The following is a 12354-nucleotide window of genomic DNA, read 5'->3' on the forward strand; positions in this document are numbered from 1 at the left end:
ATGAAGCATACAGGCTGGTCCAATTGGTCGGGGTCGGTGACAGCCAAGCCGCAAGAGATGCTTACCCCTTCTTCCATTCAGGAAGTCGCGGACGCGATTCGCTTATGCAAGCGGGAAGGAAGGCGGCTGCGCGTCGTAGGTTCGGGACATTCTTTTACGCCGCTTGCGGCAACGGATGATGTTCTGCTTTCGCTCGATTTGCTCCAAGGTATAGTGAACGTGAATGTGGAGGAAGGTACGGCGACCGTCTGGGCGGGAACGAAGCTGAAGCGGCTTGGCGAAGAGCTGTTCGGCTATGGGCTGGCGCAGCATAATTTAGGCGATATCGATGTGCAGTCGATAGCGGGAGCGATCAGCACGGGCACCCATGGGACGGGCCTGCGCCTCGGAAATATTTCGACGCAGCTGACGGCCGTTACAATTGTGACCGGGCAGGGCGAGATCGTTGAGTGCACGCCGGAGTCGCGACCGGATTGGTTTAAAGCGCTGCAAGTTTCATTAGGCTCGCTCGGCGTTATGGTACAGGTGACGCTGAGGCTGCGCCGCGCATACCGTCTTGAATATGAAAGCCGAAAAATACCGCTGCGGCAATGTTTGCAGGAGGCCCCGGCTTTGGCCGAAGGGAACCGTCACTTTGAGTTCTTTTGGTTTCCGTATGCGGAGCCTTGCCAGATCAAGCTGATGAATGAAACGGATAAACCGGCCAGCGGCAGCAAAATGAAGGATTATGTGGCGGACGTCCTTTTAGAAAATACGGCGTTTGGTCTGCTGTCTGGCATATGCCGGACCTTTCCCAAAACAAGCCCGGCGATTAGCCGCTTGTCGGCATCGCAAGTTCCGGCTATGCGCAAGGTTGATTACAGCCACAGGCTGTTTGCCACGCAGCGCCTTGTCCGGTTTAACGAGATGGAATACAACGTACCGGCGGAATCGATGGTACCCGTCATTGAAGAAATGCGGGAGCTGATGGCGCGGCGAAACTATCATGTTCATTTTCCGGTGGAGTGCCGCTATGCGCAAGGCGACGATATTTGGCTCAGTCCCTCATACGGCCGCGATTCCGCTTATATTGCTATTCACATGTACAAAGGCATGCCGCATCAGGCTTATTTTGAAGAGATGGAAGAGCTGTTTGTCCGGTTTGGCGGGAGGCCCCATTGGGGCAAAATGCATCATTTGACCGGAGCGCGGCTAAAGGAGCTTTATCCGATGTGGGATGAGTTTTTGCGGGTGCGTGATGAGGCCGATCCGGATCGTATCCTGGTCAATCCTTACGTTGAAAAATTGTTTCAGTAAATAAGTTTTACATGGAAGTAAATAACAAAATAAATAATTATAGGTTCATAAGGAAGGGGAAAGGAAATTTTCGTCGAAAAAATTGAGGAGGGGATAAGAGATAGAGAGACGGTATCGCAGGATAAGAGAGAGGGTAAAGAGTTGATTAATAGAGGTTTAAAATTTCAAGCATTCAGCATCATCGGCCTTGTCGCCGCCCTGCTTGCGCTTAGCGGCTGCGTTCAACAATTTGCAGACGGGTTCGATGAAGGAGTGGCCGACGACTCGACAGGGATAAGAAAGCAAATTAAACAATTTAATCAATCCGGCTACGATTTGATGGAGCAAGGCAAGTTCGAAGAAGCGATTGCTCCGCTTAAGCAAGCCGTCGAATCGATTTATGAGCTGCATCCCGGTATTGAGACGCTGGAGGAGGAAGCCAATTCCTCGGAGCTGATGGACTCGCCCTTCAACAACTTGAGCTGGGCATACAACGAGCTTGGCCGATACGAAGAAAGCTTGTTTTGGATTGAAAAGTCCATGCTGCTGTTGCCGAACGATTATGTGGAGTACGTTAACCGAGGAAATGCGCTGTATGGCCTCGACCGGCACACAGAGGCGCTGACTTGGTACGACGAGGCGATTGCTTTGGACGGAAGCGGTTCAAACGCATATTACGGCAGAGGCATGGTCCATTACGAGCTGGAAAAGTATAAGGAAGCTTTGGACGATTTCGAAAAGGTGCTTTCACTTGACGTATCGGATGAGGATGCGGCCGAAATGAAGGTTTATTCGCTCATCGCTATGAAGGAGGAAGACAAAGCGCTTGATTTTGCCGGAGAGAGGGTAGCGGCTTCACCAGACAACTATGCTCCCTACAAGCTAAAGTCTATTGTGCTTCAATATACAGAAGACTATGGCAAGACGGAAGCCTTTTACCGTCAAGCGGCCGAGCGTTTCCCGGACAATCCGGAAGTACAGGAGCAGCTAGTGAGGCTGTTTCTCGAAAACGGCCGCTACGATCAGGCGATATCCTATTTTCAAACCAAGCTGGAACTGCATCCTAAGCAGCCTTTTATCGCGATTGCGCTAATGAATGGGTATGCGGCGAAAAAAAACTTTAACAGCGCCTACGAAGTGTACAAAAAAGCGGTGAAGGAAAGTGAATCCAGCGTAGAGCTGCACGCGGCCATGGGAGAAATTTATGCAAATGGAACCTACTATGCGGAAGCTGTGAGCTACTACGACCTTGCGCTTAAGGCGGTACCTCAGAGCACCGAATATGCCGCCGCCAAGCTAAGGGCGCTATATTACGGCAATCGGCTTTTGGGCTGCGTCGATTATAGCCATACCGTGGAGGAATGGCCGGCGGTCACCTCTGAGATGGAGTGGTATGGGGGCGTCTGCCGTATGGAACAGGGCGACTATAAGGGAGCGGTCGAATCGTTTGGACATGCGCTAGACGAGAATCCGCAGGATTACAGCTCTTATTCTCATATGGCGTACAGCTATCTGATGCTGGGAGACGACGAAAAGGCTGCGGAATATGCGGGCATCGCTCTCGATATTTCGGGGGAAGACGCGATGGCCATGCTGGTGGAACAGAAGCTGAAGGAGAAGAAGAAGCCGCTTGGCGTAAGGGCGGAGCAGTTTTTCCGGGACCATTATTTGTATCTGGAAACTTCCGAGGAATGGGATACTGCCTTTGCCCCGTTAAAAAAGGCTGGAGCCGGTCCGGCGGATATAGCCAAAGCGGTGGAGGCTGCAAAAAAGAAGGATGATGAATTCACCTTTGTCCTATATGGGGACGACTACGAACGTTTGTCTTCCGATGTAGACGGCTTCGTCTCCAAGGTGGACAAGGAAATGGTATATGTCCGTATCGAATCGTTCAACGAAAAGACGGATGACCGGTTTATCGAAGCGTTGGATGCCGTGAAAAATACGGAGCGGAAAAAGCTCGTCCTCGATTTGCGAGGCAATACAGGAGGGCAGACGGTCAGCGCTAACGGAATATTGGACGTTCTGCTGCCGGACTATGTGACAAGTACTGTTATTTATAGGGACGGCGAAACGGAGGGTTATTATTCCGACGCTTCGCAATTGAAATTTGACTGCATTTATGTGCTTGTGGACGAAAATTCGGCTAGTGCGGCGGAGCTGCTGGCGCTGGGACTCAAAACGTATTTGCCGAATACGACCCTTGTCGGAAGAGATACGTTTGGCAAAGGAATCGGACAAGCGGTTTTCGAAGATAAGGAAGCTAAATTGTTGATGCTGGTCGTGAACTTCTATTGGAATGTAAAACAAACCAATATTGCTGGGACCAAATTGAAACCGGATGTTCAGGTGAAGGGCGACGATCTGGAAAGCTTTATGAAGCTTGTCCGTTAGAGCGGGTGGAGCTTATAGGGGGACCTGTCCAAGCGAAAGCAATGCCGCCGGAATAAGATGGTGATGAGGTTGACCATTTTTGAAGGGGTGGTGCAGCATATGAGCAAATCGGATTTGGGACGTTTGGAGAATCAGGTTTATTCCAATCGGGTTGCGCGGTCGGAGTTTGACAGTCACTGGAGGACAAGCATTAGCAAGACGGGGTATGTGGTATACACCGCAACGGCAAACCGCGCCCAAATCAACATTTTGTTAACGAACGGCGAGAGCAGGCTCATTACGTTTAACAAAGGCGGCAAAGTGCTCGTCGGTTCGGGCGGCGTGAGTCATTACAGCAAGCCGCATTACGTGAAAGAGATTTAAGCGGGAAAAAAAGATGCAGGAAGCGGCTCTATTAGCAGCCGTTTGCGAGAGCAAAAAACGGCCTTCACCCTCTGTTTTGGAGGAGTAAGGCCGTTTTGTTGTTTTGGCTGACGCATAGGGCTAAAACACTCTTTTTTTAATGGTTTCAAGCGCATGCTCAAGCTCTGCGAGCTCTTCCGGCGACGCATCCCGGAGCCGCTCCATAAAGCGCTCCTCAACGCGGCGGAAAGCCTCCTCCATGAGCATCTGGCCGCTTGCGGTGAGACGGATTAATTGTTTGCGCCGATCATCCGTACTGTCTTCCTTGCAGCAGAGCCCCTTTTCACTAAGCTTGCGAATTTCCCGGCTAGTATTGGGCATGGACATATGCGCGCATTCGCTAATGGCGCTTAAGGTAGCCGGCTGGCTGACCATTAAATATTCCAAAATGCTATATTGGGCAGGGGTGATGGACTCGGGCCGAACATCTTTGGTCATGTCTTGCACGGTTTGATGGAAACCCGTTAGAAAAAAGACAAATTTGCTGAAAATCGTATTTTCCCCGTTAATGGACGTCACCTCTATTCTTTCAGAAGCAAAACTGTGCGATAAACTCATTATCCCAAAATCGCAATCTAGTTACAATTGCGTTTTATACTTATCATTTGACAACTAATTGTCCGTATGCTACGATTTTGTTATCAAATGATAAGTAAAGAGGTGCTCTATGAAAACGTTGATTATTTACACCCATCCCAATCACCAGAGTTTGAATTATGCGTTTTTGGAGCGAGTGTTGCAGGGCAGCGGCGAGAACCCGCATATTTCAGAAACGCAGGTTCTCGATTTGTACGAAGAAGGCTTCGACCCGTCGCTTGTGTTTAATCAGGAAAAACGAAGAAGAGATATGGCTACTGATCCCAGCCTGAAAAAATATAGAGAACAATTGTTATGGGCGGATAAAATCGTATTCGTATACCCCATTTGGTGGGGTCGGCCGCCCGCTATGCTGTTTGGTTACATCGACCGAATGTTTGCGTCGGGCTTTGCATACCGCGACACCGGCGGTCTGCTGCCGGAGGGACTGCTTAAAGGGAAGTCGGTCGTCTGCATATCAACGATGCAAGGGCCGACGCTGTACCCGCTGCTTTGGCTAAACAATGCGCATAAGGTGCTGATGAAAAAGGCTTTATTTTCGTATGTGGGGATCAAAAAGGTTAAGTTTTTTGAGTTCGGCAATATGGAAAGTCCAAAGGGCAAACATGAGCAAAAGCTGGATAGAGTGTACCGCTATTTCAAAACGGTGGCCCATTAAAAAAGCTTTTGAAAGAGGACTGCAAATGCCCCTTCCCGTTGTGTATACTGGGTAATAGACAATGACGGGACGCCCGCCGTATGTGCGGATGACAAGGGGGACATTCATCATGAACAGAAAAATAGGGATTGGATTAATCATTGCGACGGGCCTGATCCATTTGGCTACATTATCGGTGGACAGCGAGCCGCTCCATTGGGTGTTCAAGCTGTTGCCGATGGTGCTTATTATAACGCTCGCCGTGCAATCGGCGCCTGCAGAATCCAAGAGGCCGGGGGCTTATAAGGGGCTTATTGTGACAGGGCTGTTGTTCAGCATTGCGGGAGACGCCTTTTTGCTGCTGCCGGATGAGCAGTGGTTTACGTTTGGGCTGGGTGCTTTTTTGATCGGCCATCTCTTTTACATTGCGGCTATGGCGACTAGGCTGCGCGGTACTATGGCGGGCTGGATATCTGTTTTGCCGATAGGGGTTTATTCCTTTGTGCTGGGGTCCAAGTTTTACGACAGCCTTCATGCCGAAGGCGGGGAAAGCGGCTTGTGGATTCCGGTGCTGGTTTACATATTAGCGATTGCTATCATGTGCTGGACCGCCGTGCTAAGCGGGAACCGTTATGCCGCAATCGGCGCTATATTGTTTGTCGCGTCGGATTCCATTTTGGCATGGAATAAGTTTGTGAGTGACGTTCCGGCATCGGGCATTTTGATTATGTCGACGTATTTTGCCGCTCAGCTCTTTATAGCGGGGAGCATTTCCGAAAAATTCTTTCCGACTGCAAAGTCATCGGGGAGAGGGTTTGGAGTGGGGCAGTAATGCGCTCTTTGGCGATTTAGTGGTTTTTGGCACAACTAAATGCTCCGAAAGGTGCCCATGAGCACTTTAGTGGTTTTTGGCACAACTAAATGCTCCGAATCGTGCTCCATGAGTGCGTTAGTGGTTTTTGGCACAACTAAATGCTCCGAAAGGTGCCCCATGAGCGATTTAGTGGTTTTTGGCACAACTAAATGCGCCGAAAAGTGCTCCATGAGCGATTTAGTGGTTTTTGACACAACTAAATGCTCCGAAAGGTGCCCCATGAGCACTTTAGTGGTTTTTAGCACAACTAAATGCTCCGAAAAGTTCCCCATGAGCGCTTTATTGGTTTTTGGCACAACTAAATGCTCTGAAAAGTGCCCCATGAGCACGTTAGTGGTTTTTGGCACAACTAAATGCTCCGAATCGTGCCCCATGAGCGCTTTAATGGTTTTTGGCGAAACTAATATTACCAACAGCATCGGCCGCCTTAAACTGAACTGCATCCCACTTGTTAGACACACTTTAACATTAGGGGCGCGGTTCAAAACGAGGCGGTTTTTTTATTGAGCCTAAACGTATAAACTGGAATCCGAGCAGGCAATATCTAAACAGAAATCTGTTGTGACGGAGGCAGAGGCAACCTATGCTGACCCATACTAAGCTAACGATCGGCGAAATGGCCAAAATACATCGTATCCCGGAATCCACGCTTCGTTATTACGACGAAAAGGGAATTTTTCATCCGGCATTCACGGACCCGCAAAATCAGTATCGTTACTATACCGTCGATCAATTTTCGATGCTGGACACGATTAAATTTTTGCGGCACTTAGGCATCCCGCTGAAAGGGATCAAGCACTATCTCGACGAGCGAAACCCGGCCAATACAGCCGATTTATTGCTTCAGCAAAAAGAGCTGATGGAGCAAAAGCAAAAAGAAATGGCCCTTATGATTCAAAAGATGGAGCATACGCTCGGCATCATTCGGCAGGCGTCGGAAAGCGCTAAAGGCCAGGTGGTATTTAAGGACCTTCCGCCAAAAATTGTCCGATCCGCCGCAATGGTTCCTAATGCAACCGACGAAATGATCGAATATTATATTCAGTCTCTGCAAAGCCATTTTCATCTGCATGATGCAAACGTTTTGGTCGGCACGATTGGGGTTACCGTGTCTAAAGAAGCTTATTTAAGCGGTCATTATGGAGCCTATAAAAGCATTTTTATTCAAATCAACGATTTGTCTAAGCCGGTTGAGCATAATAGGGTCATCGAGGAAGGACGATACGCCTGCATGTACCATCACGGTCCTTACGACCAAACGGCGGAAGCATACCGGCTCCTTCTACAAGAAATTGAAGCGAATCATTACGAGCCTGCCGGAGATTCCGTCGAAATGGGGCTGATCGATTTGTCCATAACGGGCAACCCGGAGGAGTTCATAACCGAAATTCAAATTCCCGTCCAAAAACGGGGCTCTTGACCTTCAAGCAACTTGAAGGTTTACAATGGCCTAAATCGAAGTAATCAAAGGAGATTTAGAGCTATGTCAGCGGCAGCACAGCAAGTGCATCAAGATTTAAGAACCAAAAGCATTAACAAATTGTTTTTTCAATATTTGATTCCGACCGTTCTCGGCATGGTGCTGATGTCGGTTAATATTATAATCGATGGCATCATGGTCAGCCGGGGTGTAGGGGCGGACGCTCTTGCGGGAGTCAACATCGCCATACCGGCGTTTTCGATCATCTTTTCAATCTCATTATGGATCGGTATGGGCGGAGCGACGTTGTACTCCATTGCCCTCGGTGAAAATAAACCGGATAGAGCAAGGTCTGTTTTTGCCCAATCGATGGTACTGGCTGTCATCATCATTGGAATTCTTATGTCGGTCTGTTTGTGGAAGCTTGAGGAAATGGCTTATTTATTCGGAGCCAACGATAAGATCGTGCCTTACACGACCGACTATTTGAAAATATTGCTGACGTTTGGCGTCATTTATGTTCTGGAGAATGTGCTGAGCATCTTTATCCGCAACGACGGCAATCCGAAGCTCGCGACCCTCGGCCTCGTCACGACGGCTGTGCTCAACATTATTTTCAACTATTTCTTTATTTTCAAGTTTGGTTGGGGCGTAGAAGGCTCGGCGCTCGCTACCATTATTTCCGCGGCCATTGGGTTTTTGGTTTTGCTTACTCATTTTTTCCGTAAAAAAAGCATTTTGAAATGGGTTATGCCCAAATTTGAATGGAGTACCGTCAAAGATATTTTAATGATCGGGTTTCCAAGCTTTATGACGGAAATGTCAGTTGCTATTATTACAATCGGCTTTAACGTTGTGTTTATGGCTTATGCGGGGGAGACGGGAGTAGCCGCTTACGCGATCGTCAACAGCATTCATTCTATGGCGCTGCTCGTGTTCCTTGGCGTTGGAGCCGCGCTTCAGCCGCTCGCCAGCTTCCACTTTGGGGCGCAGCTGTACGGCAGACTTAAGGCCGCTTTACGAATTGCGGTAGTGACGGCACTTCTGATTGGTGTTTTGAGTATCGGAGTAGGGCTGTTTTTCGGGGAGTATATCGTGATGTTGTTTGATATCGGCGAAGGAAGCTTGCTAACGCTCACCATTACGGGGATCAGCTTGTTTTTCCTGCATTATCTGTTCCTTGGGTTTAATATGGTTTATGCCGAATATTATCAGTCCATCAGGCAGACGGGGAAAGCGACTGGCATTATTTTGAGCAGGGGACTGGTGCTTGTGCTTCCGCTATTGTGGATTATGCCTTTGTGGTTTGGGGTAAAAGGCATTTGGCTCGTTCCATTGGCAGCTGAAATGCTGACTGCTCTTGCGGTTATCGTAATCAATCGGCGCTCTGGCTCGGGGCTAAGAAAGCTGACGGAGACAAGTTCTCTGGATGCCCGTAAAATTTAACAAAAAAAGGCCATTTCGAACTTCATGTTCGAAATGGCCTTTTCATTATTCTAAATCTCCATGTAATACAGCATTCAAATGGTGCTTGGCGAACACATCCAGCATTGCCGCTTTGGCTTCCGCCTCGTCTGGACCGTGGATGTAAAGCCGGTACGTTTGATCGCGATACAGGGTCATGCTTAGTCCGAGTATGCTCTTGGCATCGATAAAGTGATCCGGGCTAACGACAAGAACGATACTGGATGAGAACTCATTTGCCTTCATATTAATATCTACGATGGCTCGAATGCTGCTGCCCATAACAATCCCCCATTTCTTAAAAACAACGAATTGATGAATCGTTAGCGGTATTCCCGCGGAATTCTTCTGGCTACTCCTGTTTGGATAGCCGCACGAATAACGAGATCGCGAATGCCTTTGACGACTTGCTGATTGAAGACGCTAGGGATAATGTAATGGCGGCCCCGCTCTTCATCGGTGATGACCGAAGCGATCGCTTCTGCGGCCGCCAGTTTCATCTCTTCATTAATGACGGTAGCTCTACAGTCGAGAGCGCCGCGGAAGATGCCAGGGAAGCACAATACATTGTTGATTTGGTTCGGGTAATCCGAACGGCCCGTAGCGACAACGCCGGCAATGTCTTCAATCTCATCAGGCAAAATTTCCGGATTCGGATTCGCCATCGCAAATACAATAGGATCTTTCGCCATTGTGAGAACGTCATCGCGCTTCAGCAAGCCGCCAGAGGATAGACCGATGAAGATGTCTGCGTCTTTGACGGCGTCTTTCAGCGAACCTTGAAGACGGTCAGGGTTGGAATTTTGTGCATACCAGTTCCAAATTGGGTTGTCATAGGTTTGATCGGCCGTCAAAATGCCGTGGCGGTCAACTCCGATCAAATTGGTGACTCCCGCCGACAACAAAATTTTACTGCATGCAACGCCTGCGGCACCGATGCCGCATACGACCACTTTTACGTCGTTAATGGACTTTTCGACCACTTTTAGAGCGTTGATCAGTGCGGCATACAGAACAACCGCTGTGCCATGCTGATCGTCGTGAAAGACGGGAATATCAAGCTCATCGCGCAGCCGCTGCTCGATTTCAAAGCAGCGCGGAGAAGAGATATCCTCCAGATTGATGCCACCGAAAGCTGGCGCAATCGCTTTGATCGTGGCGATAATGCTTTCGGTGTCTTGCGTGTCGAGACAGATCGGGAAGGAGTCTACGTCCGCGAGCTGCTTAAAGAGCATAGACTTGCCTTCCATTACCGGCATTGCCGCGTAAGGCCCGATATTGCCGAGGCCAAGTACGGCGCTTCCATCGGAGATAACCGCTACTGTATTGCGCTTCACCGTGAGCGTAAACGCTTTGCGCGGCTCCTCGTGGATAGCCATGCAAACGCGGGCGACATCCGGCGTATAGACGCGGGACAAGTCGTCGCGGTTCTGGATCGGAGCCTTCAGCTTCGTCTCGATTTTGCCGCCGAGGTGGAGCAGGAACGTCCGATCGGACAGGTTGACGAGACGAACGCCCTGCATGCTTCTGATTCTTTCGGTAATAATATCGATGTCAACCGAGTCGATGACCGTAATCGTAATGTCCCGGACGGTGGAATGTTTGCTCGTCTGAATGACGTCGATGGCTATAATGTCTCCGCCAGCTTCGAATATCGCGGAAGCGACTTGACCGAAGTTGGCTTCGTTTGTATTCATTTCGATTCGGGCAATAATGCTTTTGCCGCCGCGTTTAGTAGAATTCATAGCTGCCTCCTATTAGCCTTCTTCGTTTACAACAACTTCTTTGCCTCTCTTTTTCAAGAGAATCGGAACTGTAATCCACAGCACCGCAATAATCAAGAAGACAAGAGACATCGGCTTTTGCAAGAAAATCATGAAGTCGCCGTTGGAAGTCGTTAGCGCTCTGCGCATGTTGTTTTCAATCATTGGTCCAAGAACAAGACCCAGCACGAGCGGTGCAAGCGGGAAGTCGTTACGCGCTAGCAGGAAGCCTACAACGCCGCAGCCCAGTAGAAGCATAAGGTCGAAAATTTGCGCTTGTACAGCGTAAACGCCGAAGATCGAGATCGCAACAATGATCGGAATCAAATATTTCGCTGGAGTTTGGATAACTTTAGCGAACACTTTTACAAGCGGCATGTTCAGCACGAGCAGGAGCAGGTTGCCGATCAGCATACTTGCGATCAAACCCCAAGCTACGTCCGGATGCTCTTCGAACAGCAATGGACCCGGCTGAATGTTATACATGATAAGTGCGCCCATCAAAATAGCGGTTGTGCCGGAGCCTGGAATACCAAGCGTCAGCAACGGAATCATTGCGCCGCCGGAAGCTGCGTTGTTGGCCGATTCTGGAGCGGCAACGCCTGCAATATTGCCTTTGCCGAACGTTTCCGGATTTTTGCTCAGTTTTTTCTCAAAAATGTAGCTGAAGAAGGAAGCCAACGTTGCGCCTGCACCCGGCAAAATACCGATGAAGAAGCCAAGCACGGAACCCCGTGCAATTGGAGCTGCGCTGTCCTTCAAGTCTTTTTTAGTTGGCAGGATACGGCCGATTTTGGATATAGCGCCGCTTCCATAATCTTTTTCAAGAATCGTTTTGAATACTTCTCCAAGTGCAAACAAACCTACGGCGATTGTCAAGAACTCCAGACCGGAGTAAAGGATCGGAACGTCAAACGTAAACCGCGCCACGCCGGATACTGTATCCATACCGATTGTAGCCAGTAGTAAACCGAATACGGTCATAATAAGCGCTTTTGTAACCGACTTGCCAGCAAGTCCGCTGACGGCGCAAAGGCCAAGCAGCATCAAAGAGAAATAATCGGCTGGTCCGAATCTGATGGCAACTGTAGATAGCGGTTTCGCTAGAGCGATAAGGGCGACAAGGGCAAACAAGCCTGCCGCGAAGGAACCGATTGCGGCGATGGACAATGCTGCGCCGGCTCTTCCTTGTTTCGCCATTTGATAGCCGTCGAGCGTCGTCACGACAGATGACGATTCACCCGGTGTATTGAGCAATATTGAAGTGGTGGAGCCACCGTACATCGCTCCGTAATAAACGCCTGCAAGCAAGATAATGGAGCTTGTTGCTGCCGCTTCCGGCGGCAGGCCGCCCGTGAGTGAAGCGGTTACAGGAATGAGAAGCGCTACGCCGCTCATAGGGCCAATGCCCGGCAACACGCCTACGGAAGTTCCGATAATAACTCCAACGAGCGCGAACAGCAGGTTATGCCATTGCAAGGCGGTGGCAAAGCCGTCAATTAGATAGTCTATGGTGCTCATTATTTAT

At 49.4% G+C, this 12354-nt stretch carries 12 protein-coding genes; 7 read left to right on the forward strand and 5 right to left on the reverse strand.

Annotation, left to right across the window (positions count from 1 at the left end):
- The 3 genes from ACFQZE_RS20165 to ACFQZE_RS20175 all read left to right on the forward strand — a co-directional run bounded on the left by ACFQZE_RS20165 (nt 1) and on the right by ACFQZE_RS20175 (nt 4032).
- A complete protein-coding gene (locus ACFQZE_RS20165) occupies nt 1-1296 on the forward strand; it encodes a D-arabinono-1,4-lactone oxidase (RefSeq protein WP_379360769.1) in 1296 nt (431 codons plus the stop codon).
- Between the two features lie 141 nt (nt 1297-1437).
- Nucleotides 1438-3669, forward strand: a complete 2232-nt coding sequence (locus ACFQZE_RS20170) for a tetratricopeptide repeat protein (protein ID WP_379360393.1) — start codon at nt 1438-1440, stop codon at nt 3667-3669.
- A 99-nt stretch (nt 3670-3768) separates the two neighbouring features.
- Nucleotides 3769-4032, forward strand: a complete 264-nt coding sequence (locus tag ACFQZE_RS20175; protein ID WP_379360395.1) for a hypothetical protein — start codon at nt 3769-3771, stop codon at nt 4030-4032.
- Nucleotides 4033-4152: 120 nt separating this feature from the next.
- Here ACFQZE_RS20175 and ACFQZE_RS20180 read toward each other — a convergent pair whose 3' ends face one another.
- Entirely contained in the window at nt 4153-4629 is a 477-nt protein-coding gene (locus ACFQZE_RS20180) for a MarR family winged helix-turn-helix transcriptional regulator (protein ID WP_379360398.1), read from the reverse strand.
- Between the two features lie 109 nt (nt 4630-4738).
- Between ACFQZE_RS20180 and ACFQZE_RS20185 the strand changes: the two genes are divergently transcribed.
- Together ACFQZE_RS20185 and ACFQZE_RS20190 are read left to right on the forward strand one after the other, a co-directional pair.
- The gene (locus ACFQZE_RS20185; protein ID WP_379360400.1) at nt 4739-5326 is read left to right on the forward strand and encodes an NAD(P)H-dependent oxidoreductase; all 588 of its coding nucleotides are present in this window, start codon (nt 4739-4741) and stop codon (nt 5324-5326) included.
- A 109-nt stretch (nt 5327-5435) separates the two neighbouring features.
- A complete protein-coding gene (locus ACFQZE_RS20190; RefSeq protein WP_379360402.1) occupies nt 5436-6137 on the forward strand; it encodes a lysoplasmalogenase in 702 nt (233 codons plus the stop codon).
- 35 nt (nt 6138-6172) lie between these two features.
- On the opposite strand, the gene ACFQZE_RS20195 is transcribed toward ACFQZE_RS20190, so the two are convergent.
- On the reverse strand, nt 6173-6592 hold the full coding sequence (locus tag ACFQZE_RS20195) for a hypothetical protein (RefSeq protein ID WP_379360404.1): 420 nt from the start codon (nt 6590-6592) through the stop codon (nt 6173-6175).
- 170 nt (nt 6593-6762) lie between these two features.
- On the opposite strand from ACFQZE_RS20195, the gene ACFQZE_RS20200 reads away from it, so the two are divergent.
- Complete coding sequence (locus tag ACFQZE_RS20200) at nt 6763-7599, forward strand: MerR family transcriptional regulator (protein ID WP_379360406.1); 837 nt, start codon at nt 6763-6765, stop codon at nt 7597-7599.
- 63 nt (nt 7600-7662) lie between these two features.
- Nucleotides 7663-9045 carry an MATE family efflux transporter gene (locus tag ACFQZE_RS20205; RefSeq protein ID WP_379360408.1) on the forward strand — a complete coding sequence of 461 codons (1383 nt, stop codon included), beginning with the start codon at nt 7663-7665 and terminating at the stop codon, nt 9043-9045.
- Between the two features lie 45 nt (nt 9046-9090).
- Here ACFQZE_RS20205 and ACFQZE_RS20210 read toward each other — a convergent pair whose 3' ends face one another.
- Genes ACFQZE_RS20210 through ACFQZE_RS20220 form a run of 3 tightly spaced genes read right to left on the reverse strand, consistent with a single transcriptional unit; the run spans nt 9091 to nt 12347 of the window.
- The gene (locus ACFQZE_RS20210) at nt 9091-9345 is read right to left on the reverse strand and encodes an HPr family phosphocarrier protein (protein ID WP_379360410.1); all 255 of its coding nucleotides are present in this window, start codon (nt 9343-9345) and stop codon (nt 9091-9093) included.
- A gap of 41 nt (nt 9346-9386) precedes the next feature.
- Nucleotides 9387-10808: an NAD-dependent malic enzyme gene (locus ACFQZE_RS20215; protein WP_379360412.1), complete on the reverse strand. Its 1422-nt coding sequence runs from the start codon at nt 10806-10808 to the stop codon at nt 9387-9389.
- Between the two features lie 12 nt (nt 10809-10820).
- Nucleotides 10821-12347: a tripartite tricarboxylate transporter permease gene (locus tag ACFQZE_RS20220; RefSeq protein ID WP_379360414.1), complete on the reverse strand. Its 1527-nt coding sequence runs from the start codon at nt 12345-12347 to the stop codon at nt 10821-10823.
- Nucleotides 12348-12354 lie beyond the last annotated feature (7 nt).

The organism is Paenibacillus sp. GCM10027627 (assembly GCF_042675505.1).
Taxonomy (GTDB): domain Bacteria; phylum Bacillota; class Bacilli; order Paenibacillales; family Paenibacillaceae; genus Pristimantibacillus.